We start from the raw sequence: 25,956 nt of genomic DNA, 5'->3' as shown, positions 1-25,956 counted from the left end.
AATTACTTTAAAGGAACAGATACTTTAATATCATCCCACGCCATAGTTAAAAACAATTTGTCTGTAGAATTGTCAAATGCAATTGTAAATTGTTCAACATCGTGGTTTAATTTTTCAACAGGTATATCGGCGTTTAAAACATCATAATTAGGATCCCACATAGGTTTCATTTCAGAATCTACACCCCAAGAATATTGTTTAGAATTAAATATAACAGTCCAAACAGAGTCTTTAGGCACCGTCCATAGCGTGTATTTTCCAGGAGCCAATTGTAAGCCTGCAATTTCTAAAGGTTTATTGGTTTCAAAAGTGGTTGCTTCATTAGCACCAGTACGCCATACTTTATCAAAAGGTACTAAGGCTCCAAATATTTTTCGTCCTTTTTTATAAGGTCTATTATAAAATACTTTAAGTTTTAAATCATTTAATTCAAATTTCACGGTATCCTTAGGACTTAATCTTTTTTCGAAAATATTTTCAACAAAAGTGGAGTATAAAAATAAACCAAGCGCAATAAAAGATAAGATGATTAAAAGGCGTTTTAAAAAGGTGTTCATGTAAATGATTTAATTTAAGGTATAAAGATACTTTAAAATGTAATAATTAATAAAATTGAAACGAACATTTCTTTAGTTTTGTTATAAGTCATTAAAAAAAATATTTTTTTGCAACACTTCATTTTTTTAATCGTCTTTAATACGAACTAACTAATAACCAAAAGTAAAACCGAGTATGTTTCAAGTTGACATTATTGAAAAATGTAAACAAAACAACCGAAAAGCACAAGTGCAGTTATACAACCAGTACTGCGACGGTATGTATGTTGTTGCTAAACGGTTTTTAAAAGATACTCATGATGCTGAAGATGTGGTGCAAGAAGCCTTTATAAAAGCTTTTACCAAATTACATCAATATAAAGCAGAAGTTACCTTTGGAGCTTGGTTAAAACGTATTGTTATTAATAAAAGTATCGATTTTTTAAAAACTAAAAAACAACTTGTTGAATTAGAAGAGGTGCACCTTAAAGTAATCGATAATGATAATAATGACAAATGGTTAGTAGATGATGAAATTACATTAAATGATGTAAAAAGGGCTATTGATAAATTACCAGAAAAATATCAATATGTGGTGATGCTTTATTTAATTGAAGGCTACGATCATCAAGAAATTTCAGAAATATTGAATATTTCTACAGTTGCATCGCGAACGCAATTATCTAGAGGAAGAACGAAATTACAAGAACTCTTAACACTTAAAAAAAATGGCACAAGATATTAGAGACTTATTTAAAGATGATAAAGTAACACATGAAGTTATGCCAGAAAATCATCAAGACCGATTTCTTGAAAAGTTAAATAAAGCTTTACCAAACGAAGTTAAAAATAAACCATTTAACTGGATGCGTATTGCAGCTAGCATTGTTTTGTTTTTAGGGCTAGGTTTTGGTGCTTATCATTATTTTCAGCCTCATATAGAAAACCCTCCAGCAGTTGTATCAGCTAATACAGTTGAAACAAAAACACTGGGAGATGTGTCTCCTGGATTGAAGAAAGTGGAAGATTATTATTTAGCGAGCATCAATTTAGAATTGTCTAAAATGAAATATACACCAGAAACTAAAGATGTTTTTGACGGCTATTTACAACAGTTAAATGAGTTAGATGAAGAGTACAAACGTTTATCGCTCGAATTAACCGAATCTGGACCAACGGAGTTGACTATTAATGCATTGATAGATAATTTAAAATTTCGTTTAAATCTTCTATATCGTTTAAAATCACAATTAAAAGAATTTAATACTTCTGAAACAGATTTTGAAGAAGTAAAACAAACGAGTTAAAAAATCAAAAAATGAACAAATCAATTATAAAAATCAAATTATTTATTTTAACTTTTTTTGTTGCAGCAAGTGTTTTTGCTCAACAAAAGTTAATTAAAGTATCACAAACAGTCAATGTTAATAAAGATGTAACAATCGATTTAAATACCAGTTACACTAATATCATTTTTGATACTTGGAATAAAGGAGTTGTTGAAATTCAAGCTTATATAGAAGGAGAAGGTTTAAGTAAAGAAGAGTTAGAAAAAGCTTTAAAATCTTGGAATGTTGATGTTGATGCTTCTATAGATAATGTATCAATTTCTACTAAGTCAAATAACTCAAATCATGTATGGAATTACAGTGTTAGTCATGATGATAATGATGCTGTACATGCTGTTTTAGATGAATTAAAATTTGTAATAGCAGATATACCTGAGATGCCCGAAATGCCAGACCTTCCTGAAGTACCAGAAATGCCAGCATTACCAGTATTACCAGAGGGTGTTAATAATATTCAATTTGATTACGAGGCTTATCAAAAAGATGGCGAGAAATATTTAGAAAAGTATACACAGCAATTTGAATCTACTTTTGGTAACGATTATGCTGAAAAAATGGAAGCTTGGGGAGAAAAATTTGGAAAAGAATGGGGAGAAAAATATGGTAAGCAAATGGAAGCCTGGGGAGAGCGTTTTGCTGAACAAATGGAAAAAAGAGCTCAAAGAATTGAAAATCAGGTTCAACGAGCAGAAAAACAACGAGAACTTGAAGAGAAACAAAGAGAACGTTTTGAAGTAGTGCGTAAAGAGCATGATAAAAAAAGAGAAAAGCTAGAAACTAAACGTCGTGTCTTAGTTGAGAAAATGGTTAACCGCGAATCTGGTAATTCTAAAGTAAAAAAAACAATTAGAATTAAAATACCTAAAGGCGCTAAATTAAAAGTTAATGTACGCCATGGTGAACTAGAATTTGCTTCTAATATAGATAATTTAAAAGCAAATTTATCACACACAAAATTTACAGCAAACAGCATTAATGGAGGTTCTACTTCCATTAATGCTTCATATTCTCCAATTCATGTAAATAATTGGAATTTAGGGGAGTTAAATTTAAAGTATGTAGAACAAGCAGATTTAGATCATGTTAAAAATATGGTTTTGAATTCTAATTCTTCAAATGTGACCATAGGTAACTTGTCTGGTAATGCTATTATTGATGGAAGTATTGGCGATTTGAAGATTTTAAAAATAGAGGACACTTTTACTAATTTAAATATCATCATTCAAAATAGTGATGCTATTATCATGCTTCCAAAGGTTGATTATAATTTGCAATATAAAGGAACCAGGTCCCGATTTTCTCATCCTAAAAAGTCTTCTAACGACAATGTGTCTTCATTTTCTAATAATAATTTAGAAAGTAATAAAATGATTGTTGTTAACGCGAAGTATAGTAAAGTAGAAATGAAATAATGTTTCTTTAATTTCATTCTTCAATTTGTTTAAAACAAAAAAACGCCTAAAAAGGCGCTTTCTTGTTTATTAAAGTAATGTTTTATTGTTTTAGAATTGGTAACGAATTCCTAAAGCGATATCAAAATCTAAATCATTATTATTGTATAGATCATCTCCAAAACCTATTTCTGGTCTAAAATCAAGCGATAATAATAAAGGGATATCAAAACTATACTCTATACCAATATCTCCAGCAGCGAAAACGAAGGTGTCAGAGATGTCTTTTCCTCCAGGATTATCAAAGCTAAAAGATCCAATACCTCCACCAGCACCAACATACCAGTTAAAAGCTCCGTCAAGAGGCATAACCCATTGGTATAATCCAGCTAACTTAATACCATCATAGTTGTTACCATCTCTCCAACCTAAATCTAATTCTAATCTATTATTATCTCCTAAAGCACGTTGATATGAGATTTCAGCTCCTAATCCATCACTATCACCTAATCGTAATCCAATAGCGTTATCTGCTATATCTTGTGCATTCGAAGCAAATACAAATCCGAATACGGCAATCGATAATAAAAATAATTTTTTCATAAATTTTAAAATTTTAGTTTAATACATATACGGTCATTCAATTAAAAAAGACCATTTTTTTGTTCGTTGAACTATTTTGCAAAAATAACGCCAAAATTGTATTTATATTTAGCATCTTGTTAGTTTTATAAACTTATTTGTTAAAATATGCCATTAAACACACAGTTACAGGAGTTAAGAAAAAAAATATCTGGAGAATTATTTTTTGATGACTTAATTAAAGCTTTATATGCTACCGATGCTTCTGTTTATAGAATGTTACCATTGGCTGTGGCGTATCCAAAAAACAAAGAAGATATAAAGCAACTTATCCAGTTTGCTAAAACTCATAATACCTCGTTAATTCCAAGAACAGCAGGGACATCGCTTGCAGGACAATGTGTTGGAAAAGGTATTGTGGTAGATGTTTCTAAATATTTTACAAATATTTTAGACTTTAATGAAGAAGCTAAAACAATAACAGTGCAACCAGGTGTTGTACGTGATGCTTTAAATAATTATTTAAAGCCTTACGGATTGTTTTTCGGACCCAATACGTCTACATCAAATAGATGTATGATTGGAGGAATGGTTGGTAATAACTCATCTGGCACAACCTCTATTCAATATGGAGTTACAAGAGATAAAGTTTTAGAAATGCATACCATTTTAAGTGATGGGAGTGAGGCTGTGTTTGGTGAATTGTCTTCGGAAGCATTTCAACAAAAAACAAAAGAAACATCGTTAGAAGGACAAATTTATAAGACTATTTATTCTGAATTAGCTTCAGAAATGGTTCAAAATCAAATTATAGATAACTTTCCAAAGTCAGAAATTCATAGAAGAAACACAGGTTATGCTATTGATGAATTGATAAAATCTGATGTGTTTACTGAAACTACTGAAGGTTTTAATATGTGTAAATTACTTTCTGGTAGTGAAGGTACATTGGCATTTACAACGCAAATTACTTTAAAATTAGATGTATTGCCACCAGAAGAATCTATTATGGTAGCTGCACATTTTGATAGTATTGAAGCTTGTTTGAATGCTGTTGAATTAACCATGAAACACGATTTGTACAATTGTGAAATGATGGATAAAACCATTTTAGATTGTACAAAACATAATAAAACACAAGAAGAAAATAGGAGTTTTATAGAAGGCGATCCGCAAGCTATTTTAATGTGCGAAGTGCGAGCAAACACCAAAGAGGCCGTTCTGGAGTTAGCTGATACATTAGAAAAAGCTATTAAAGATTCGGGATTAAGTTATGCGTATCCTAAATTGATAGGAAATGATGTTAATAAAGCTAATAATTTAAGAAGTGCAGGTTTAGGATTGTTAGGAAATATGATTGGCGATAGAAAGTCTGCTGCTTGTATTGAAGATACAGCTGTGGCTTTACCAGATTTGGCAAATTATATTTCAGAGTTTTCTAAGTTAATGAAAGCGTATAAGCAAGATGCTATTTATTATGCACACGCAGGAGCTGGTGAATTACATTTACGACCTATTTTAAATTTGAAAAAGGCTGAAGATGTTGTTTTGTTCAGAAAAATAACTACCGATGTAGCGCATTTAGTGAAGAAATATAACGGTTCTATGAGTGGCGAGCATGGTGATGGTATTGTGCGTGCTGAATTTATTCCGTTAATGATTGGGGAAGCTAATTATGAAATTGTAAAGCGTATAAAAGCTGTTTTTGATGTCGACAATATATTTAACCCAGGAAAGATTGTTGATGCATTTCCAATGGATGAATCGTTGCGTTATGAAATAGATAGGGTAGAACCTGAAATAGAAACACTTCTCGACTTTTCAGTTTCTCAAGGTATTTTACGAGAAACCGAAAAATGTAATGGTTCTGGTGATTGTAGAAAACTACCAGAGTTTGGAGGTACTATGTGTCCGAGTTACCGAGCTACCAGAAATGAAAAAGATACTACACGAGCAAGAGCGAATGCATTGCGTGAATTTTTAACAAATTCAGATCAAGAAAATAAGTTTAACCATAAAGAATTAAAAACGGTTTTCGATTTATGTTTAAGTTGTAAAGCCTGCGCAAGCGAGTGCCCAAGTAGTGTAGATGTGGCAAGTTTAAAAGCAGAGTTTTTATATCAATATCAAAAAGAAAATGGCGTATCGTTACGTACTAAATTGTTCGCCTATAATAATAAATTAAACGATTTTGGAAGTCAGTTTCCTAAGCTTACAAACTTTGTGTTTTCTAACAAAATAACGTCTTCAATTTTAAAGAAATCGTTGTCTGTTGCTAAAGAAAGAAGTTTGCCTTTACTTTCAAATAAAAGTTTAAATAAACAATTTCAATTATTTGAAAATAAAATAGATATAAAAAACGAAATAAGGACAATCTATTTTTTTAATGATGAGTTTTTAAATCATTTAGATGCTTCAATTGGTATTGATGCCATTCAGCTTTTAACGGCTTTAAATTATGATGTAAAGTTGATTAAGCATGCCGAATCTGGTCGCGCTTTTTTATCTAAAGGTTTGTTAGAACAAGCTAAAGAATTTGCTAATAAAAACGTTGAAATTTTTATAGATAAAGTTTCAGAAGAAACACCTTTAATAGGTGTAGAGCCTTCGGCAATTTTAACTTTTAGAGATGAATATATAAAGTTAGCAGACGATAAAACTTCCGCGAAAGCGATTGCTAAAAATACGTTTTTAATTGAAGAGTTTATTCAGCAAGAAATTGAACTAGGACACATAAAACCAGAGCAATTTACGTTAGAAGCTAAAACTATTAAGTTTCACGGACATTGCCATCAGAAATCGATGAGTAATCAACTTTCAAGTTTTGCAGTACTGAATTTACCTAAAAATTATAAAGTGACTATTATTCCTAGTGGTTGTTGTGGTATGGCAGGAAGTTTTGGTTACGAAAAAGAACACTATGCTGTGAGTATGAGTGTTGGAGAGCAAACTTTGTTCCCTGCGGTTAGAAAAGCATCAAAAGAGACTGTTATTTCTGCAAACGGTACCAGTTGTAGACATCAAATCAAGGACGGAACAAATAGAGTAGCATTACACCCAATTACTATTTTAAAAGAAGCTTTAATTTAAAACCTTATAACTTTTCCGTTGCTAAGCAATTTTTTTGCCTCATTCCAGTTGGGTAATTCTGTTGTGTCAACTGTAACTGTTCTAATTTCTTTTGAAATCTTTTTACTAGCCTTCATGCCTTCTAAATGTGCACCGCTTGTAGCAAACTCTTTCATTTCTTTTTCGTTATTCCAAAGTGTCATGGTGTAATGTTTTGTCCAAAAACCTTTGCTCTTGAATTCTTTACAATTGGTAGATTTTAGCTGTCTAACAATTTTTAGAGTAATAGCTGATAAAATGAAAAACTTAAAAGGACTGTTTAATTCTATTGACGTTATTGTTGCTTTCATAAACCTACGGTTAAAGCAGTAAATTTAGTGTAAATAAAAGAATTGTTAAGGTTTCTTCTCTGGCTGTTTTACAATAGTAATAGCAGCAATTAAGTCTTTAACTTCCATCTCTTCAAAATCTTCATCAAGTACAAAAGGGGCTAGTTTATCGTTATTGTAATTGTAAATTTTCCAACGTTTAAATTGGTATTCTAAGGCTGTAAAGTTTTCAACCCAATCGCCAGAGTTTAAATACATGGTTTTTCCGTTCTTGTTTTCAATATACTCCATTTTAGGTTGGTGTATATGTCCGCAAACCACATAATCATAACCATTTTCTATAGCTATGTCGGCAATTACTTTTTCGTAATCGTCTATATATTTTATCGCGCCTTTTACGCCGTTCTTTACTTTTTTAGATAATGAATAACGTTCTTTACCACGTTTTTCTAAATACCAATTATAAGCGCGGTTAATCAGGGTTAAAAAATCGTAGCCATAACCGCCAAGTTTTGCTAGCCATTTCGCATTTTGTATAGAAACATCAAAAACATCACCATGAAAAAACCATCCTTTTTTTCCGTCTAAATCTAAAATCAATTTATCAACAATAGAAATATTGCCAATCGTTGTATTGCTGAATTTTCGAAGCATTTCATCATGATTTCCTGTAATGTATATAATTTCAACACCATCAGCCGCCATGTCCATTATTTTCTTAATGACTTTTAAATGCGATTTTGGAAAATAACGTTTGCTAAATTGCCAAACATCAATAATGTCGCCATTTAGAATAAGTTTCTTAGGTTCAATACTATTTAAATAGGTTAGTAAATGTTTTGCATGACAACCGTATGTTCCTAAATGAACATCTGATATTACAGCGATTTCTATTTTTCGTTTTATTTTCAAGAAGGAGGAAATTGATTTATTACAAATAACAGCCTATTGTATTAATTGGGTATTACCTTACAATTAATTAATTATGAGAATATTGTTAAATTAGTGTTATATGCTTAGTGAATTGTTTTTTGTTTTAATAAGCTAAAAGGAAATCTTCAAAACCATTAACATTCCTTAGTTTGCTTTAGCAGATTTCTAAATAAAACTTTATTTTAGCCAAAAATTCTAAATTATGGCTGGTAATTCCTTCGGAAAACTATTTAATTTAACAACTTATGGAGAATCTCATGGACCTGCTTTAGGTGGCGTAATAGATGGCTGTCCGTCAGGGATTGCGTTAGATTTAGATGAGATTCAAAATGAATTAAACCGAAGAAAGCCAGGGCAATCAGCTATCGTTACACAACGTAAAGAGCCAGATACAGTTAAGTTTCATTCTGGTGTTTTTGAAGGTGTAACAACAGGAACATCTATTGGTTTTGTTATAGAAAACACCAATCAGAAATCTCACGATTACTCACATATAAAAGATAGTTATAGGCCAAGTCATGCCGATTATACCTATGATAAAAAATACGGTGTACGCGATTATCGTGGTGGCGGACGTAGTTCTGCACGTGAAACCGCATGTCGTGTTGTTGCTGGAGCTATAGCAAAACAAATGCTTAAAGGCATTGAAATTACCGCTTATGTTTCTGGTGTTGGCACTATGAAACTGGATAAGCCATATAACGAATTAGACCTTACAAAAGTAGAATCTAACATTGTGCGTTGCCCAGATCAAGAGATGGCAGCAAACATGGAATCTTATATAAAAGAAGTTCGTGGTAAAGGTGATACGGTTGGCGGAATAGTTAGCTGTGTTATTAAAAATGTACCTGTTGGGTTGGGTGAACCGGTTTTCGATAAATTACATGCCGAATTAGGAAAAGCCATGTTGTCTATAAATGCAGTAAAAGGCTTTGAGTATGGTAGCGGATTTCATGGGAGTACCATGTACGGAAGCGATCATAACGATTCATTTAATAGTGATGGTACAACAAAAACAAACTATTCAGGAGGTATTCAAGGTGGTATAAGTAACGGGATGGATATTTATTTTAACGTTGCTTTTAAACCTGTAGCTACGCTTATTCAAAAATACGAAACCATAGATAAGGAAGGTAATGCAGTAGAAATGCAAGGTAAAGGACGTCACGATCCATGTGTAGTGCCACGTGCCGTACCTATTGTAGAAGCGATGGCTGCCTTAGTTATTGCCGATTTTTATTTAATAAATAAGCTTTATATTTAGAAGCTATTTCCTGATTGGAGTTTATCCTGAGCCTAGTCGAAGGACATCAATCGGGGCTAAACTATACGTCCTCTTATTAGTTAACTTCGGAATGTTCTGTCATTCCTGCGAAGGCAGGAATCCATTTTAGATTTATTGAGATTTAATTTATTCTTTATAGCTTAATACTTATCTTGTTCTCATAATTTAAAAACTAACTAATTCCTCTCTTTGGAGAGGTTAGGAGCAACTCTATGAAAAAACTAGCATTACATTGGAAGATTATTATAGGAATGGTTCTCGGAATCATTTTTGGTTTTATTATGAATAACGTTGATGGCGGAAAAGGTTTTATATCCGATTGGATTTCACCTTTCGGTACCATTTTTATTAATCTTCTTAAACTTATTGCAGTTCCTTTAATTCTAGCCTCTTTAATAAAAGGTATTTCCGATTTAAAAGATATTTCTAAAATTAAATCGATGGGCTTACGTACCATAGGTATTTATATTTCAACAACACTTGTGGCAATTATTATAGGATTAACCATTGTAAATACTTTGAAACCAGGCGATGGGATGCCTCAAGATACTATTGAGAAAATTAAATTAAAATATGCTAACGATGCTGGAGTAATGGATAAACTTACTAAAGCATCGGCTCAAAAAGAAGCAGGACCATTACAGGCGTTGGTCGATATTTTTCCAAGTAATATTTTTAAATCCTTTGCCGAAGCATCTATGCTTCAGGTTATCTTTTTTGCCATTTTTGTTGGTATTTGTTTGTTACTAATAGGTGAAAAGAAAGCCAAACCTTTAGTCGATTTCTTCGATTCGCTTAATGAAGTCGTCATGAAAATGGTCGATTTAATTATGCTTTTTGCGCCATACGCTGTATTTGCTTTATTGGCCAATGTTATAATTGCTTTTGATGATGTAGAGATTTTAATCAAGTTACTTTATTACGCATTTTGTGTGGTGGGTGGTTTAATTATTATGATAGGGTTCTATTTACTTTTAGTGAGTGTGTATACCAAAAAATCACCAATGTGGTTTTTAAAACAAATAAGTCCAGCGCAACTTTTGGCATTTTCAACAAGTTCTAGTGCAGCAACATTGCCTGTAACTATGGAACGTGTAGAAGAGCATTTAGGAGTCGATAAAGAAGTGTCTGGTTTTGTATTGCCAGTTGGTGCTACCGTAAATATGGATGGAACTAGTTTGTATCAAGGTATTGCTGCTGTGTTTATTATGCAGGTTATTTGGCCTGAAGGTTTAACTTTTACAAATCAATTAGTAATTGTTGCAACGGCATTATTAGCGTCTATAGGAAGTGCTGCTGTGCCAAGTGCAGGTATGGTAATGCTGGTTATTGTTTTAGAATCTATTGACTTTCCATCTGAATTATTACCAATAGGTTTAGCACTTATTTTTGCGGTAGATAGACCTTTAGATATGTGTAGGACGGTTGTAAATGTTACAGGAGATGCTACAGTTTCTATGATAGTTGCGAAGTCGTTAGGAAAATTACATGAGCCAAAGCCTAAAGAATGGGATGATAATTATGAAGCTGTAAAATAGTTTTTTATGAATTCTAATATAAATATTGAATCGCCAATAGTCACCGTAGAGTGGTTGTATTCAAACATACATGCTGAAAATTTAGTTGTATTAGATGGCACGATTAATAAAATATTTGATGCTTCATTAAAACAAATACCCAATACACGTCTTTTCGATATAAAAAAGAAATTTAGTGATGTGTCAAATCCGTTTCCTAGTGCGTTTCCTTCGGCTGAACAATTTCAAAAATCTGCAAGAGAACTAGGTGTTAATACCGATAGTGCTATTGTGGTTTACGACGATAAAGGTATTTATTCTAGCGCACGTGTTTGGTGGTTGTTTAAAGCTTTTGGGTACAACAACGTCGCTGTTTTGAATGGCGGATTCCCTGCATGGTTAAAAGCTGAATATGAAGTTGAACCCATGAAAACTTATGAAGGTGTAACAGGTGATTTTATTTTAAATCATAAACCAGAAACCATGAAGTTTTTTGAAGATGTTAAAATAGCTTCAAAAAATAAGACATATACCATTATTGATGCACGCTCAGCAGGACGCTTTAATTGTACAATACCAGAACCTCGTGAAGGTTTGCGTATGGGAACCATACCAAATTCGGTTAATTTACCATTTACTAATTTGTTAGAAGATGGTGTTTTAAAATCTAAAGAAGATTTAGAAAAAATTTTTCAAGAGCTTGCGACTAAAGATGAACCTATTATTTTTTCTTGCGGATCTGGTCTTACTGCCTGTGTGTTGGCTTTAGGAGCTGAAATTTCGGGTTATAATAATATTTCCGTGTATGATGGTTCGTGGACAGAATATGGAACTTTAACAACAGGAAATATGGAAAATTCAAAAACATGGACAAAGGATGAATTGTTAGCCTATATATTAATATATGTTTCAAATTCAGATTTGAATGAATCAAAAAAAGAGACAACGTATATTTTAAGTAGGGTTGATAAGGATGTTTACGAACGCGTAAGTGAGCAATTTGAAAAAGATAATGACTATCAAAGTATTCAAAAAATTATTGAAGCAGTAAAAGCACATGATTATTATCGTAATGATCTGGCAGATTTATTTGCTGATATAAAAATGATGGCTTTTGCAGATGGTGACTATGACCCAATGGAGCAAATGATTTATAGTCATTTGAAGAAGGTTCTGAAGTAGTATAGTTTATTGCAAAATAAAATTTCTAAACGTTTTATTGTTTTTGTAGCCATATCCTAATCTCTTTTCGTAAAGAAACTTCAGGTCTTGGTAACGGAATTGTTTGTCCAAATTGTTTGCTTTTCTTAAAATTTGAAAACATAATTTTATGCTTTTTCCAAACTTCTGGGTACAATTCTAAGAACTTATTAAAAAAACTTTGTTCATTAATTTTTCCTTCTAATTTAAAAAGTACTTCTTTAAATTTTTGCTCTTGTTCTATAATCATTTTGTTGTAATTCAGTAATAAATAAAGCTATTTGTAGTTTTATAGTATTCATTCTTTTTAATTGAGAGTAAGGATTAAGTTATGAATCTGTTTCAATACTTTGACTTCACTCAGTACAGGTTAATTATATCTACAGATAAACGAATTTAGAGTTTTTAAATTTTATAAATCAATATGTAATACAATATTTATATATAAATTTTTTATAATTAGTAAGGTGGTATGTATTGGTTTTTTTAGAATAAAGATTATGTGTTTTATGAGATGTCTCAATCGTACCTCATTTCGACATGACTTACGTGTGATAATTATAATTTATAAGTCATTTCGAACGCAGGGAGAAATTTCATAATTAACTAGTTGAGTTGTTAAAGGTTAATAGTTAAATCAAATAAAACCCCTAAGTGTTTAATAAAACTTAGAGGTTTCTTTTATAGTTTATAAATTAACCCGTTTGTATTTGGGGTATTTTAAAGTATAAGATATTTTGAATGTATTAGATTGATTAGGTTTGAGGTTTAATTTCCATTCTAGCAATCCTTTTTTAGAATCGTATTCGGCGGTGCCAGTTTCAATGTCATCTACTTTAATATCTTTGTTTTGGCTCACAGGAACTCTATCCATCAATATTAAACTTATAGTCGATTGTTTGTTATTTTTTAATTCAATTTCAAAAGCTTTGTTTATTATTTTATTACTTCCTGTAAAGTTGTTTTTCTTAAAGTTATTGATGGTATTTCGTTTTACAACTACATTTGGGTCAACTCCCAAAGAAATGGTTAAGCTATCTGTTGTGGCTTGCGGATTAATATTGGTTTTACCAGAATAGCTGCCTTCAAAGTAGATGTTAGCTTCTCCTGGTAGTAAATTGTATTGTTCCCAATCGCCCATTTTAGCAGTTAAAAACACATTTTCATTAATTATAGGTGCTGTAAAATAAGAGAAGCTTGCAGGAATAGAGTATTTGTCGATTTCAATAACCGTAATATCTCCGTTTGTTGGAATTGTATATGGTTTCTTAATTTCGAACCTTTGGTTGGTAATACCTTCTTCAATAATATCGCCATTGGAGGTGTAGTTTTCTTTTTTGCTTCCGTAATTATTGGATTTAGTTTCCATTTTGATAGAAGATACGCTACTTGTGTAATCATCCCTTTTCTGTGTTCCGTATCCAACAACTACAACTTCTTCTAACATTGCAACATCTTCTTGTAAACTGAGATTTATAACACTAGAATGAATCGGTAGGGATTCAGTTTTAAAACCTAAAAAAGAATATACTAGTTCTTTACCACCGCTAACTTGAATAGAGTATTTGCCATTAAAATCGGTTTGTGTTCCTTTACTAGTGCCTTTAATTACAATATTAACACCTGGTAAAGGAGAACCTGACTCATCTGTAACAATACCACTTACTGTTTGAATAAACGGATTGTACTTGTAATTATAGTTTTTTGTTGCTCTCGAGCTATTATAGTTACTGTATTTACTTATAAAATTTAAATATTTCGGGTTTACTTCTGGTTTTTCGTTATTCGTGTTTGGGTCGTTTGTTGATAGTGTTAGTTTTATTTTGTTCCAGTCGTTTCCTGTGCTTTGGTATACATGCGCTTTATAGTTAAGTTGTAGTGGAGCATTAATTTGGTTTGCTTTAATATCGTATATCGGGAACCATCCAGCATTATCTACATTATATTTTATAATTAAGTTTAACTCGCTTGCTTGATTGGTGTTGAGTTTTACTGTAATCTCACCAGTTTGTATTTTGTCGTCTATATTAAATTCTGCTAATTGCTTTTGTATGTCTGTTATTTGTTTGCTAAATTCTTGTTTCTTTTTTGAGGATGCGTAAATTAAATTTTTGATTTTAGTTATGCGTTTTCGGTAATAATCGGCAAATTGTTGTAGTTTTTCTAGAGTTACTGCTTGATTGTCGTTACCTATATGCCTGTTATCATGAATTACTTTTAGTTCTTCTTCGTAACCAGATATTAAATCTGTTTCAAATTGAATGTTGTCGTTTAATAGTTTTATTTGGTTTTGTAGCGCTTCAATATCTTCTGATTTGTTTTGCTTTGATAGGTAGTTAATGCCGTAATTTATTGATAAAACCGAAGCCGATTTTAATCCTGAAATTTGAATGCTACTTTCTTGAATATTAGGAGAGAGTTTATCGAATTTAAATGTGGTCGTCCCAATAGGAAGTTTAACGTTTGCTGTTCTAGTAATTTGAGCGCCGTTAACATAAACTGTAACTTCATTAATAGAAGTAGCTGTTGGTTTTTGGTTTGTTGAGAAGCTAATAGTTGTAGCTAATAGGAATAAAAACAATAGATTTTTCATGATAGATGGTTTTAATTTTTAATAAAACTATCGTATCAATACTAAGTGTAAAACTTATAATGAGTAAAGTGTACTCTTTTAAACGTAAAGTGGCTTTTAGAGTTAGTTTGGTTTTCTTGTGCTCAAGATTATATGGTTTTGCGATGTCTCAATCGTACCTCATTTCGACATGACTAACGTGTGTTAATTATAATTTATGCGTCATTTCGAACGCAGGGAGAAATTACATAATTTACAAATTATTAAAGATGAATAGATGATAGGTTTAACAAATGCCTTTAGTTATGTTTACTGTTGCAGCGAGCAAGTGCGCAAGGGATTGAAACGGCATCCTTTTTTATACAAGTAATAAGATTGAAAAGAAAAACTATTTATAATGCAGAGTACTGCAGTAGATAAGGTGCTGAAACAAGTTTAGTATAAAAAAGATATAGTGTAAAGCCTGACCCAATAGGGATGCGCCCTAAAATCACTCTAAAAATCTACTCTTCAATTCAGGTGTAGGAATCATACAAGCATCCTTTTTGCCATACCATTTGTATCGGTTTTTAGCTATATAATCGTAAACCCAATTTCTAATAAAAGCTGGAATAATAAAAAACACAGACATTAAATTATGTGGAAACCCTAATTGGTGTGCTATTTTTAAAGCCGCTGTAGATTTATAATCAATGCCTTTTTTTGGTGTGTATACTAGGATAGAGTCTATTTTATGAGTGTCTATGTTGTGATTCTTAATAATTTCTTGTCCAATATCGCTTTGTAAAGCGGTAAAAAGAAACAGGTTCTTTGTGTCGTGCTTAATTACATACTGCACACTACTGTTACAGAGGTTGCAAACACCATCAAACAGGATTAATTTTTTGTGGTTTGGAACTCCAAAATTCATTGTGTAAAGATACGATTTTACAAATCACTTAAAAACTGATTTAAATCGGTTTCCTTATCCAAATTAAGTTTCTTTTTAAGTCGATATTTAGACTTTAAAACGCTATCTGGTAATACGTTTAACATGGAGGCTATTTCTTTGGTAGAAAGGTTCATGCGTAAAAACGAAGCCAGTCGTATTTCTTTTTCGCTTATGTCTTCGTAGATTGCTTTTAGTTTGTGATCGAAGTTATTATGCACTTCAGAGAAATAGCTTTTAAATACTTCCCAATCTTTATCTTCGGCACTTTCTTTTTTTAGGAGCATAACTAAACGCCTAAATTCTACTTTAAACAATTCTGGCGATTTTTTAATCTTTTCTAAATTTTCTTTAAGCTCTTGAATAAACGTGTTTTTTTGAACTAGGTGTAAGGTTTGTGAAGCTAATTCTTTCTTTTTGAAAGCTAATTCTTGTTGATATATGGCTTCTTGTTTTTCACGAGCAATTCTATTCTTTTTTTCACGTTGTTTAAAGCTAAAGAATAATAGTCCAGAAATAGCAACAAATGTAAACATGCCTCCAGCATAAAGTCCTTTGCGTAAATTGCTAATTTCTACTTCTTGGTTGAGGGTTTTTATTTCTTCATTTTTCAAAGCAATTTCGGCTTCTTTTTTTTCGGTTTCATATTTTGTTTTTAATTCTTCTATTTGTTTTGATATTAAATTATTGTCTATTTTATCTGATACGGAAATAAAACTTTTTGTGTCTTTTAAGGCGCTTTTTAAGTTGCCTGCTCTTTCCTGTGCATTCGCTCTCGCTGAATATGCATTTTTTAATTGGTATTTAGAATCTAATGAATCTGCTTTTTTTACTGCTAGGTTTAAATATTTTAAGGATTGATTATGATTTCCTTTTTTGCTTAAAACAGTTCCTATTTCTGTAATAACATATAAATAGTCTGTTGAATTACTTTCAGTTTTGCTAAGTTCTTCACTCTCCTTTAGGTAGGATAGTGCTTTATTAAATTTATTTTCATTACTGTATATCGTTGATAATGCTGTTAGTGATTTATAAATATTATCTTTTATATTATGGGTTCTTGCGATTTTTAGCCCTTTTTCTAAAAAATCTTTACCTTTAATTTCATTATCAAGTTTAATGTAGGTATCTCCAATGTTCAGATATGAATTACTTACGTAAATGTTGTCATTTAATTCTAAATAAACCTTTAACGCTTTATTGTAATACCTTAAAGCTTCATTATAATTTTTTCTTCGTATTTCTATATCTCCTATTTGTGAGTTTATATCTGCTTTTCTATAAGTTTCTTTATCAATTGTGTCTAAAACTCGTAAGGCAAATAGACTTTCATTTATAGCTGATTTATAGTCTCCTTTTTCAGTATATATTATTGCTTTATTGCCAAGATTAACTCCATAACTTAAATAATCTTTATTTGCTATAAACTTTTTGGAAGACTCATTACGTAATTCTAAAGCTTTTTTAAAATCACCTTTTTCTAAGGCTATTCCTGCTAAAACAGATAGTGCTTTTGGAAGCATTACACTATCATTATATTTTTTAGCTAACTCAGAGGTTTTGTTATAATGGTATTCAGATGAGTCAATATTATGTATTAAATCGTAATATACTCCTAAGTGGAAATGACCAACAGTTTCGCCCGATTTATATTTAATCTTTTTTGATAAGTTAATACAGTTCTTTGCGTGAACTGCTCCTTTTTTCGGGTTAGTATATATTTCTGCGTAAAATAATCTTGCTGATGTTTGTACTTTTTTATAAGTATCAGGCATTGTATTGTAGTCATTTTTTAAACTGTCAATATATTTTTGATTTTGAGCAGTTGTAAAATTGCTTACTAAAAATAAAATAAAAATAATTCCTAATAAATTTTTCATGTTAAGGATATTTTGGCTTTACTAAGATAGATTTTTTATTAATTAAAATAGCATTCTGTTAATTGCTTAAAAATTGATTTATCTATAATTAGTCTATACCTTTTTTGAGAAGTTTAAAGACTGAGATTTATTTAAATAACTTATATGTAGTGTTTTAGGGTGGTTTTGTTTTTGCTGATTTTTATTCTAGTCCATGTTAGTTAATGATACTTCTTTGTATGGTTGTCCATACTTTGTCCATGCCAAAAATTAGTTTTCACTTGTATTCATATCTAGTTTTGAACTGTTGAATCACAAAAAATTAGAAATTATGAAAACAAAGCTATTAAGATTAAAAAGAATTATTTATGTCTTTCTTTTTGCATTTGTATTGGTTTATGGATGTAGTAAAGATGAATCGGTTGAGGGGGCTCCTCAAAAAACTGAAAATATAGATGCTTATTTAAAGAGTTTAAATTATAACGCTGATGAACTGTTGGGTGCTTTGGATACCCAAGGGGAAGCGGTACTAAAAACAAAAGGTGAAGAAACCTCTGAAAATGTAGATGTTTATGGAAAAAACACATCAACCAATTGTACAACCACGGAATATAACTTAAAAACAAATTTTCAGGATATTCCCGTATTAGATCCTAATAAGGGCGTTATCTGGCCTGGGGCATTAGTAAAAGGAGATGCCTCTTTACGGAATGGACTTCCAACATCGCTGAGAGTTAAAAGAGCTCCATTAACCTTGCGAGTAGATCTGCCAGGGATTGGAGATGCCGGAACTTTTGTAGTTGTAGATGCTGAAAACTCAAATGTAAATAGCGAAATTGATAAGGCTTTAGAATGGTGGAACGCCAATGCCTATCAGGATGGTTATGTTAATCCGTCAAGTTCAAAATCAGACGCAACAACGTTGTACTCTAAAAAGCAAATGAGTTTAGAATTAGGTTTAAACGCCGATTGGGCTGGTAATACAGTTTCAAGCGAATTTGATTATGAATCTACTAGCGAAAAAAGAGTAGCTATGATGGTTTATAAGCAAGTGTTCTATAATATTACTATGGATCAACCATTAAAACCTTCTGATGTGTTTCATGAAAGTGTATCGTTATCAGAAATTGAAGGTATTCTTGATTCTAGTAGTCCGCCAGCTTATATTCACAACGTTAGTTATGGTCGTATTATAATGTTTAGAATGGAGACTTCTGTAGAAGCTTCAGATAGTGATTTAGAGGCGGCTTTTGGTTATGCTGCGGGTAAAAATTCGTTAGATTTAGAAACAAAGCTAAGAGTTCAAAATATATTAGAAAAAGCGAGTATAAAAACATTTGCTATAGGAGGTAATGCTGCTAATACAGCAGAGTTAGTATCTGCTAGGAATTTTGGTGATTTAGATAAAATAATAAAAGGAGAGGAAAATGCTATTTACAGTAGAACTAATCCAGGTGTTCCTATTGCGTATACAGTACGATATTTAAAAGATAATACCATTGCCAAAATGGGGTTTGCTACAGATTATAAGGCTACGAATTGTAATACATCAGGGCGTGTACATCCAACGTTGCAGTTTATTAATGATACTAAAAAAGACTTTAGAGTGGGGATTACTTTTAAGAATAATTTACCAGATGCGCCTCAACGTGAGACAAAAAATAGCCTGCCAACTCAGTTGTTACCAATTAACAAAAATGACTACGTTTATGGTTGGATTGCTAATGAGACCTCGGGGTCTATAACCGAAATTATTGTGCCTCAAGGTGCTTATGATATTGAAATTTGGGTTGAAGAAAAAGAGAAAAATGGTTATAAGGATTCATATCACCATAACATTTATGGTTATGTACATCAAGAATCAGGTAACTGGGAACGCTGCTATAGGGCATCTACTAATATTTGGGGGCTCGATTTAACATTCACCCGACTTAAATGTAAATAGATTATGAGTTAGTTAAGATAGAGTGGAAACAGTCGGCACCTAAAGTTGTAGATTCAACAACTTGGTGTTGGCTGTTATTTTTATCTCAAAGTTGTCATTCTATCAGCAAAAGTGATTCTTAAATAGTTTCTTTCGGGTGTTTTTACTTATTTCTTCATAGCCTCAACCAATTCTAGTTGGTCAATACTTACATTTGTTGTAAACATGCCATAATTAACAACGGCTTTGTTTTTTTCTATTTTATCAATAGTGCCAATCGCTCTACCATCTTCCATTCTAACGCGGTCTCCAATTCTAATAATAGCTTTGGGTTTAGGTTGTTCAATAGCTTTTTTCTTGGCTTCTTTTTTCTTGACTCTAATAACTTCAACTTTCTTTTCAACCTCTTGCTTAACTTGATTTTCTTTAGCTTTAATAGCTTTTTTTGCTTTCGCGGAAACTTTTTTACGTTTAGAATTTTCAATTTGAACCAATTTGAAAAGTTCGCCCATTAATTCGCGTTTTTTCTTGTTTTCGAAGTATTTTTCGGCAATGTCGTTTACTTTTTGTCCTAAGTAAATGAGGCGTTGATTGCTATCGTATAATTCTTGGTAGCTTTCTAGTTTTTTTTGAATTTTGGTGTTAATTTCTTCAAGTTTATCGGCTTCTTCTCCTTTTTTCTTTTCACTTTGCCTTAACGATTGTCCTGTTTTTTCAAGTTTAGAACGCTCTTTTTGAAGTTTGGCAATAGTTGCATCAAAACGCACTTTACTGCGTTCTATCTTCTTTTTAGCGCGATTTATTAAGCTGTATGGAATACCGTTTTTCTGAGCAACTTCAAAAGTAAAACTACTTCCGGCTTGACCGATAACGAGTTTGAATAAGGGTTCTAAAGTACGCTCATCAAACAACATGTTAGCATTTAGCATGCATGGTAACTCGTTGGCTAATATTTTTAAATTGGAGTAGTGCGTGGTAATAATACCGTATGCTTCACGATGATAAAACTCTTCTAAAAATGTTTCAGCCAATGCACCACCTAATTCAGGATCACTTCCTGTTCCGAATTCATCAATTAAAAAAAGCGTGTTTTTATTACACTTTTTTAAGAAATAATTCATTTGTTTTAAACGGTAGCTGTATGTGCTTAAATGGTTTTCAATGGATTGGTTGTCTCCAATGTCGCTTAAAACCTTATCAAACAAGCAGACTTTACTGCGCTCGTGTACGGGTATAAGCATCCCGCTTTGAATCATGGTTTGTAATAAGCCAACAGTTTTTAGGGTGATACTTTTCCCGCCGGCATTAGGTCCTGAAATGACTATAATTCGGCTATCGTCTTTTAGTTCTATGGTTTGCGGAAAGGTGGTTTCTTTTTTTTCTAAATTGTTTAAATACAATAAAGGGTGGTAGGCGTCGCGAAGAAACATGCTTTTGCTTTCTGATATTTCAGGAAGAATTGCGTTCATGGAACGTGCGTATTTCGCTTTCGCGGAAATCACATCAATATCTATTAAAAAGGCTTGGTACTTTTCTAGTAATGGTAAAAACTGACGAATAAAATTAGTAACTTCTTTTAAGATGCGGTTAATTTCTTCGCTTTCTTCAAATTCTAGATTATTAAGTTCTCTGGAGTGTTGAAGCGTCGCTTCGGGCTCGATATAAACAATGCTGCCTGTTTTACTACTTCCCATAATAGAACCTTTTACTTTACGTCTGTACATGGCTTTTACAGCGAGTACGCGTTTGTTTTCTACTACAGATTCGCGAATGTCATCTAAATATTCTAAGCTATGATATTGGTTTAATGCACTCGAAAAACTGGCATTAATTTTACCTTTTATTTGGTTTATAGCTTGACGTAAATCGAAAAGTAAGTTTGAAGCATTGTCTTTTATGTCTCCAAAACGGTCGACTATGCTGTCAACCTTATCAATAATAACTTTGGTAACTTCTATATAAAACGCATGATCGTTTAATCCTGGATAGTATTCTTTAAACTTTTTTAAATAGGTGACTATCTCATTACATGTTAGTGAAATAGAAACTATTTTTTTTAAGCTGTGAACCTCTAAATAAGTGTTTTCTATGCGTAGTAATTTTAATTCTTTGGTAATACTGTCGAATCCGTGATTTGGGATTCTATTGTCATTATAAAAAGACGATAAATATTCGTTGGTTAGTTTTAGAGCAAAAAGCAATTCATCCTTAGTTTTATAAGGTAAAATTTGTAATGCTTTTTCGTTTCCTAGTGGAGTTACGCAATGGTCGCTTACCTGTTGTAAAACGGTAGGAAATTCTAAATCTTGTAATGTTTTTTCGTGAATGTGTATCATTCTTTTGTTTGAAATCTTAAAATAAGAAACGCAAAGTTACATATTCTCTTTGAGAAGTGTTGAAGCTGATAGGTACTTCTTGTAAAATGTTAATTAACAGTTTTACAAATTTGTTTAACAAAACAATAACAGCTTTGGGTGGTTTTTGTTTATATATTGCTAATCAAATGATTATCAATCAAACAACAATCGGTTATTAAAGCTCAATCATTTGGTTGGGCTTTTTTTTTTAACCATGTATAGTTTCAGATTTTCCGTAGTTTTGAATCACTTCAGCTTCAAAATCAATAAGTTCTTGCCAGCGTCTGTCTACATCAACTTCTTGACCATATTTTCTAGCAAAACCTATAAAAGTTGTGTAATGTCCAGCTTCACTAATCATTAAATCGTGATAGAATTTAGAAAGTTCTGGGTCATTTATCTCTTTAGATAAAAGTTTAAAACGTTCACAGCTTCTCGCTTCAATCATGGCAGAGAATAAGAGTCTGTCAACCATACATTGTACGCGGTTTCCGCCTTTATTCATGAATTTATAAAGCTCGTTTACATAACTATCTTTACGCTCTCTGCCTAGTTTGTAACCACGTGCTTTAATAATATCGTGCACCATTTGAAAATGCTCTAATTCTTCTTTGGCAAGTGCTAGTAAATCTGTCACTAAATCGGTATGTTCGGAGTTTAGTGTAATAATAGTTATGGCATTTGTTGCTGCTTTTTGCTCGCACCATGCATGGTCGGTTAAAATTTCTTCAATATTTGACTCTACAATGTTTACCCAACGTGGGTCGGTTGCTAATTTTAATCCAAGCATGTGCTTTTTTTTTAGAAGCAAAGGTAATTATTATTAATTAACAGTAAACTTATAGTAGTTGTTATCGTTTGAATTTATGATTTCTGAAGATATGGATATGTATTCTTTTCCGTTTGTATTTACATCAAAGTATACAGCGTTGTTGTAGCCGTTTCCAGATAAATAAAATGTGCCAGATTCTAGTAGGGTGATACTAAATTTACTTGTAAATGTATTACTATTATATGGGCTTTCTACTTGAATATATTCATTGTTTACTGTTGCGTTTCCAGTTATAATTTCTAAAACATCATTATTAATTGGTATTATAGATAAGGTGTTGAAATTTGTTTCTTTGTAAAGTGTAAATGAGTTGTATATGTATGCTTCGTTATTAGTGGTGTCAAGGTAATCTGTTAGTAGTAATGTTTGATTGTCTACAGAGGTTTGTTGATTTTTTATTATCGTGGTTATATAGATTTTTTCTCCTAAATTAAAAGTATCTTGATTATTTTCAATTTTAACAATATTATTATTTTCTATGTTAATTGTAGTGTAATCATCTTCGGGAGGACAGCATAAGCCACCGCAAAGAGAAATAGTTAGCATAGTTAAGAAGGAAAGTAATTTCATAATAAAGACTTTTGTTTGTAGATGTAAGTTTTTGTTAAAGGTTGCTTGGTTAAAATGTTAATATTTTATTTTTTTTATATCATGTTTTTGCAATGGAGTGAATATATTAGCTTATGTAATTCCAGATATTTTTATACTTTCCTAAGGATATGTAAGTGTTAAGTATAACTTCGTTTTCTTTTAAAGATAAGCTAGGGTCGTGTTGTAATATCTTTTTAGCATAATATCTGGCGCTTTGTAGTACGTCATTGTCTTTAATAATATCGGCTATTTTTAGGTTTAAAATGCCACTTTGTTGTGTTCCCATTATATCTCCAGGGCCTCGTAAACGTAGGTCTACTTCGGCAATTTCAAAACCATCATTGGTTCTAACCATGGTTTCTAAACGGGTTTTACTATCGCTACTCAGTTTGTGGCTTGTCATTAAAATGCAATAGCTCTGTTCGGCACCACGACCTACACGTCCTCGTAATTGGTGTAGTTGCGATAACCCGAAGCGTTCTGCGCTTTCAATAATCATAACAGATGCATTTGGTACGTTTACTCCAACTTCAATAACCGTAGTAGCTACCATGATTTGTGTTTCACCTTTAATAAAACGTTGCATTTCAAAATCTTTGTCTGTAGGTTTCATTTTTCCATGAACAATAGAGATTTGATATTCGGGCATGGGGAAGTCTCTAGAGATACTTTCGTAGCCATCCATTAAATCTTTATAATCCATAGCAGAGCTTTCTTGAATTAACGGATATACAATATAAATTTGTCTGCCTTTTGAGATTTCATCACGAATAAATTTAAAAACATTTAGACGATTATTATCGAATCTATGAACCGTTTTTATAGACTTTCTTCCTGGTGGTAATTCGTCAATTATTGAGATATCTAAATCGCCATAAACAGACATGGCTAAGGTTCTCGGAATTGGTGTTGCAGTCATAACTAAAACATGTGGGGGGATAGGAGCCCCACTAATCTCCCCAGAGGGGAGACTTTCCAAGCAATTCGTAATATAGTTTAGAACATTATCTATATCTCCAATAACTTGTTCGTTGGTAAAACGAATGACTTTAAAACCAATTTCGCTTAATATTTGAGTACGTAATGCATCTGCTTCTTTTTGTTCAATAGTATTATGATAACCTCCATCAATTTCAATTATTACATTCTTTTCTAGGTTGACAAAGTCAACTATAAATTCATCAATAATATGTTGTCTTCTAAACTTAAAATCTAGCTTTTTGTTTCTTAAACACTCCCATAAAATAGATTCAGATTCTGTGCTGTTTTTTTTGTTTTCAGCTTGAAGTTCTTTTAATAATTTATAGGTTGATGGACGTGCTGTCATATACTTTTTGCGTATAGATTTTGCTTCCTCCCAATGGGAGGATTGAGGAGGGCCTTTCTTCCATAATTTGCTTCTTTGCGCAACTCCAAATCGGTGTTGTTCATCTATAATTGCAAGCCCTAAATTTTTGAATTTCACCTTGTCTTCAAGTAGGGCATGAGTGCCAATTAATATTTGTAATTCACCATTTTCTAAAGCTTCGTGAATTATTTTTCTTTTTGAAGTTTTTGTTGAACCTGTGAGTATTTCTATACTGATATTTAGGTTCTTACATAATTCAATAAATCCACTATAGTGTTGAACTGACAAAATTTCAGTAGGCGCCATTAAACAAGCTTGGAAACCGTTGTCAAGTGCTATGAGCATTGACATGAATGCAACTATGGTTTTACCAGAACCTACATCACCTTGTAAAAGCCGATTCATTTGCGCATTGCTTCCTAAATCGGCACGAATTTCTTTTAAAACACGCTTCTGTGCATTGGTTAATTCGAAGGGTAAATAGGTTGAAAAAAAGGTGTTGAAATAGGTGTCTACTTTTTCAAATGGAAAGCCTTTTATTTTTGATTTATGAATTAGATTTTTTAAAATTAATTGCAATTGAATATAGAATAATTCTTCAAATTTTAATCTGGATTGCGCACGAGAAAGTAGCTCTGAATTCTTCGGAAAATGAATATTTAAAAGCGCTTCTTTTTTGCTGATTAATTTTAGTTCTGAAAGTAAATTGTCAGATAATGTTTCAACAAATTTACCATTACTTTCAATGAATAATTGTTGCATAATTTTACTCATTACTCGATTACTTATTCCTCTGTTTGATAATTTTTCGGTAGATGGATAAATAGGTTGCATGCCAGCTCTCAAATTTTTTTCATGCTCCTTTAAAAGCTCTAAATCTGGATGCGCCATGTTAAACTTTCCGCTAAACCAATTGGTTTTTCCAAAGGCAACGTAAGGTGTGTTAAGCTTTAAGTTTTCTCGAATCCATTTTTGTCCACGAAACCAAACTAATTCCATAGTTCCTGTGTCATCTTGAAAGGTTGCTACTAAACGTTTACCACGTTTTTGTGCTACTTCTTTAAAGGCTGTTATTTTTCCTATTACTTGTACATCGGCATTGTTGCGTTGTAGCTGATTTATTTTAAAATAACGTGTTCTGTCTATATATCTGTTTGGAAATAAGTTTAATAAGTCTTGATACGTGTGAATACCTAACTCTTTACGAAGTAAATCGGCTCTACCAGGGCCGACGCCTTTTAAATAATCTATGGGGGTTTGAAGGTTAACAGACATAGAGGCGAATTTAAGCAATTCCATTAAAATTTTAATATTTAATAAGAAGCTTTACTTTTTATTTTTATTGAATTCATAA

General features: G+C 31.9%; 20 protein-coding genes. 8 read left to right on the top strand and 12 right to left on the bottom strand.

Annotation, left to right across the window (positions count from 1 at the left end):
• Positions 1 to 2: 2 nt before the first annotated feature.
• Positions 3 to 557, bottom strand: coding sequence for a DUF2911 domain-containing protein (locus ACH5TX_RS06770; protein WP_439338773.1), 555 nt, complete (start codon positions 555 to 557; stop codon positions 3 to 5).
• Positions 558 to 732: 175 nt separating this feature from the next.
• Between ACH5TX_RS06770 and ACH5TX_RS06765 the strand changes: the two genes are divergently transcribed.
• The 3 genes from ACH5TX_RS06765 to ACH5TX_RS06755 are packed head-to-tail and all read left to right on the top strand — an operon-like array spanning position 733 to position 3,297.
• The gene (locus ACH5TX_RS06765) at positions 733 to 1,281 is read left to right on the top strand and encodes an RNA polymerase sigma factor (RefSeq protein WP_439338772.1); all 549 of its coding nucleotides are present in this window, start codon (positions 733 to 735) and stop codon (positions 1,279 to 1,281) included.
• Positions 1,265 to 1,843 carry a hypothetical protein gene (locus tag ACH5TX_RS06760; RefSeq protein WP_439338771.1) on the top strand — a complete coding sequence of 193 codons (579 nt, stop codon included), beginning with the start codon at positions 1,265 to 1,267 and terminating at the stop codon, positions 1,841 to 1,843. The genes ACH5TX_RS06765 and ACH5TX_RS06760 overlap by 17 nt, the downstream gene beginning before the upstream one ends.
• Before the next feature lie 11 nt (positions 1,844 to 1,854).
• Positions 1,855 to 3,297 (top strand): hypothetical protein, encoded by a 1,443-nt coding sequence (locus ACH5TX_RS06755; protein WP_439338770.1) that lies wholly within the window; start codon positions 1,855 to 1,857, stop codon positions 3,295 to 3,297.
• Positions 3,298 to 3,387: 90 nt separating this feature from the next.
• Here the strand turns inward: ACH5TX_RS06755 and ACH5TX_RS06750 are convergent, their stop codons facing one another.
• Positions 3,388 to 3,879: a hypothetical protein gene (locus tag ACH5TX_RS06750; protein ID WP_439338769.1), complete on the bottom strand. Its 492-nt coding sequence runs from the start codon at positions 3,877 to 3,879 to the stop codon at positions 3,388 to 3,390.
• 147 nt (positions 3,880 to 4,026) lie between these two features.
• On the opposite strand from ACH5TX_RS06750, the gene ACH5TX_RS06745 reads away from it, so the two are divergent.
• Positions 4,027 to 6,948, top strand: a complete 2,922-nt coding sequence (locus ACH5TX_RS06745) for an FAD-binding and (Fe-S)-binding domain-containing protein (RefSeq protein ID WP_439338768.1) — start codon at positions 4,027 to 4,029, stop codon at positions 6,946 to 6,948.
• On the opposite strand, the gene ACH5TX_RS06740 is transcribed toward ACH5TX_RS06745, so the two are convergent.
• Positions 6,945 to 7,277 carry a DUF3291 domain-containing protein gene (locus tag ACH5TX_RS06740; protein ID WP_439338767.1) on the bottom strand — a complete coding sequence of 111 codons (333 nt, stop codon included), beginning with the start codon at positions 7,275 to 7,277 and terminating at the stop codon, positions 6,945 to 6,947. The genes ACH5TX_RS06745 and ACH5TX_RS06740 overlap by 4 nt on opposite strands.
• A 45-nt stretch (positions 7,278 to 7,322) precedes the next feature.
• On the bottom strand, positions 7,323 to 8,168 hold the full coding sequence (locus tag ACH5TX_RS06735) for a UDP-2,3-diacylglucosamine diphosphatase (protein ID WP_439338766.1): 846 nt from the start codon (positions 8,166 to 8,168) through the stop codon (positions 7,323 to 7,325).
• A 223-nt stretch (positions 8,169 to 8,391) separates the two neighbouring features.
• Between ACH5TX_RS06735 and aroC the strand changes: the two genes are divergently transcribed.
• From aroC to ACH5TX_RS06720, 3 genes are all read left to right on the top strand, one after another.
• Positions 8,392 to 9,453, top strand: a complete 1,062-nt coding sequence (gene aroC, locus ACH5TX_RS06730) for a chorismate synthase (protein ID WP_439338765.1) — start codon at positions 8,392 to 8,394, stop codon at positions 9,451 to 9,453.
• A 233-nt stretch (positions 9,454 to 9,686) separates the two neighbouring features.
• Positions 9,687 to 11,012 carry a dicarboxylate/amino acid:cation symporter gene (locus ACH5TX_RS06725; RefSeq protein WP_439338764.1) on the top strand — a complete coding sequence of 442 codons (1,326 nt, stop codon included), beginning with the start codon at positions 9,687 to 9,689 and terminating at the stop codon, positions 11,010 to 11,012.
• 6 nt (positions 11,013 to 11,018) lie between these two features.
• Complete coding sequence (locus tag ACH5TX_RS06720) at positions 11,019 to 12,173, top strand: sulfurtransferase (protein WP_439338763.1); 1,155 nt, start codon at positions 11,019 to 11,021, stop codon at positions 12,171 to 12,173.
• Between the two features lie 34 nt (positions 12,174 to 12,207).
• On the opposite strand, the gene ACH5TX_RS06715 is transcribed toward ACH5TX_RS06720, so the two are convergent.
• From ACH5TX_RS06715 to ACH5TX_RS06700, 4 genes are all read right to left on the bottom strand, one after another.
• Positions 12,208 to 12,441, bottom strand: a complete 234-nt coding sequence (locus ACH5TX_RS06715; protein ID WP_439338762.1) for a hypothetical protein — start codon at positions 12,439 to 12,441, stop codon at positions 12,208 to 12,210.
• A 438-nt stretch (positions 12,442 to 12,879) separates the two neighbouring features.
• Positions 12,880 to 14,784, bottom strand: coding sequence for a DUF4139 domain-containing protein (locus ACH5TX_RS06710; RefSeq protein WP_439338761.1), 1,905 nt, complete (start codon positions 14,782 to 14,784; stop codon positions 12,880 to 12,882).
• A gap of 469 nt (positions 14,785 to 15,253) precedes the next feature.
• A complete protein-coding gene (locus ACH5TX_RS06705; protein WP_439338760.1) occupies positions 15,254 to 15,673 on the bottom strand; it encodes a thiol-disulfide oxidoreductase DCC family protein in 420 nt (139 codons plus the stop codon).
• A gap of 17 nt (positions 15,674 to 15,690) precedes the next feature.
• Positions 15,691 to 17,571 carry a tetratricopeptide repeat protein gene (locus ACH5TX_RS06700; RefSeq protein ID WP_439338759.1) on the bottom strand — a complete coding sequence of 627 codons (1,881 nt, stop codon included), beginning with the start codon at positions 17,569 to 17,571 and terminating at the stop codon, positions 15,691 to 15,693.
• Between the two features lie 310 nt (positions 17,572 to 17,881).
• Between ACH5TX_RS06700 and ACH5TX_RS06695 the strand changes: the two genes are divergently transcribed.
• Positions 17,882 to 19,495, top strand: coding sequence for a thiol-activated cytolysin family protein (locus ACH5TX_RS06695; protein WP_439338758.1), 1,614 nt, complete (start codon positions 17,882 to 17,884; stop codon positions 19,493 to 19,495).
• Positions 19,496 to 19,641: 146 nt separating this feature from the next.
• On the opposite strand, the gene ACH5TX_RS06690 is transcribed toward ACH5TX_RS06695, so the two are convergent.
• The 4 genes from ACH5TX_RS06690 to ACH5TX_RS06675 form a co-directional block, all read right to left on the bottom strand.
• The gene (locus tag ACH5TX_RS06690; RefSeq protein WP_439338757.1) at positions 19,642 to 21,810 is read right to left on the bottom strand and encodes an endonuclease MutS2; all 2,169 of its coding nucleotides are present in this window, start codon (positions 21,808 to 21,810) and stop codon (positions 19,642 to 19,644) included.
• A gap of 229 nt (positions 21,811 to 22,039) precedes the next feature.
• Positions 22,040 to 22,621, bottom strand: coding sequence for a MiaE family protein (locus ACH5TX_RS06685; RefSeq protein WP_439338756.1), 582 nt, complete (start codon positions 22,619 to 22,621; stop codon positions 22,040 to 22,042).
• 33 nt (positions 22,622 to 22,654) lie between these two features.
• Positions 22,655 to 23,233, bottom strand: coding sequence for a hypothetical protein (locus tag ACH5TX_RS06680; protein ID WP_439338755.1), 579 nt, complete (start codon positions 23,231 to 23,233; stop codon positions 22,655 to 22,657).
• A 106-nt stretch (positions 23,234 to 23,339) separates the two neighbouring features.
• Positions 23,340 to 25,877: a DUF559 domain-containing protein gene (locus ACH5TX_RS06675; protein ID WP_439338754.1), complete on the bottom strand. Its 2,538-nt coding sequence runs from the start codon at positions 25,875 to 25,877 to the stop codon at positions 23,340 to 23,342.
• Positions 25,878 to 25,956 lie beyond the last annotated feature (79 nt).

This window comes from Thalassobellus citreus (assembly GCF_044385915.1).
Classification (GTDB): Bacteria; Bacteroidota; Bacteroidia; order Flavobacteriales; family Flavobacteriaceae; genus Thalassobellus; species Thalassobellus citreus.
Note: the sequence above shows the minus strand (reverse complement) of the source record. Positions and strands in the feature narration are given on the sequence as shown.

Excerpts from the sequence above, each read along its gene's own strand:
- ACH5TX_RS06770 (WP_439338773.1), bottom strand. The coding sequence starts at position 557 with ATGAACACCTTTTTAAAACGCCTTTTAATCATCTTATCTTTTATTGCG.
- ACH5TX_RS06765 (WP_439338772.1), top strand. The coding sequence starts at position 733 with ATGTTTCAAGTTGACATTATTGAAAAATGTAAACAAAACAACCGAAAA.
- ACH5TX_RS06760 (WP_439338771.1), top strand. The coding sequence starts at position 1,265 with ATGGCACAAGATATTAGAGACTTATTTAAAGATGATAAAGTAACACAT.
- ACH5TX_RS06755 (WP_439338770.1), top strand. The coding sequence starts at position 1,855 with ATGAACAAATCAATTATAAAAATCAAATTATTTATTTTAACTTTTTTT.
- ACH5TX_RS06750 (WP_439338769.1), bottom strand. The coding sequence starts at position 3,879 with ATGAAAAAATTATTTTTATTATCGATTGCCGTATTCGGATTTGTATTT.
- ACH5TX_RS06745 (WP_439338768.1), top strand. The coding sequence starts at position 4,027 with ATGCCATTAAACACACAGTTACAGGAGTTAAGAAAAAAAATATCTGGA.
- ACH5TX_RS06740 (WP_439338767.1), bottom strand. The coding sequence starts at position 7,277 with ATGAAAGCAACAATAACGTCAATAGAATTAAACAGTCCTTTTAAGTTT.
- aroC (WP_439338765.1), top strand. The coding sequence starts at position 8,392 with ATGGCTGGTAATTCCTTCGGAAAACTATTTAATTTAACAACTTATGGA.
- ACH5TX_RS06725 (WP_439338764.1), top strand. The coding sequence starts at position 9,687 with ATGAAAAAACTAGCATTACATTGGAAGATTATTATAGGAATGGTTCTC.
- ACH5TX_RS06720 (WP_439338763.1), top strand. The coding sequence starts at position 11,019 with ATGAATTCTAATATAAATATTGAATCGCCAATAGTCACCGTAGAGTGG.
- ACH5TX_RS06715 (WP_439338762.1), bottom strand. The coding sequence starts at position 12,441 with ATGATTATAGAACAAGAGCAAAAATTTAAAGAAGTACTTTTTAAATTA.
- ACH5TX_RS06710 (WP_439338761.1), bottom strand. The coding sequence starts at position 14,784 with ATGAAAAATCTATTGTTTTTATTCCTATTAGCTACAACTATTAGCTTC.
- ACH5TX_RS06705 (WP_439338760.1), bottom strand. The coding sequence starts at position 15,673 with ATGAATTTTGGAGTTCCAAACCACAAAAAATTAATCCTGTTTGATGGT.
- ACH5TX_RS06700 (WP_439338759.1), bottom strand. The coding sequence starts at position 17,571 with ATGAAAAATTTATTAGGAATTATTTTTATTTTATTTTTAGTAAGCAAT.
- ACH5TX_RS06695 (WP_439338758.1), top strand. The coding sequence starts at position 17,882 with ATGAAAACAAAGCTATTAAGATTAAAAAGAATTATTTATGTCTTTCTT.
- ACH5TX_RS06690 (WP_439338757.1), bottom strand. The coding sequence starts at position 21,810 with ATGATACACATTCACGAAAAAACATTACAAGATTTAGAATTTCCTACC.
- ACH5TX_RS06685 (WP_439338756.1), bottom strand. The coding sequence starts at position 22,621 with ATGCTTGGATTAAAATTAGCAACCGACCCACGTTGGGTAAACATTGTA.
- ACH5TX_RS06680 (WP_439338755.1), bottom strand. The coding sequence starts at position 23,233 with ATGAAATTACTTTCCTTCTTAACTATGCTAACTATTTCTCTTTGCGGT.
- ACH5TX_RS06675 (WP_439338754.1), bottom strand. The coding sequence starts at position 25,877 with ATGTCTGTTAACCTTCAAACCCCCATAGATTATTTAAAAGGCGTCGGC.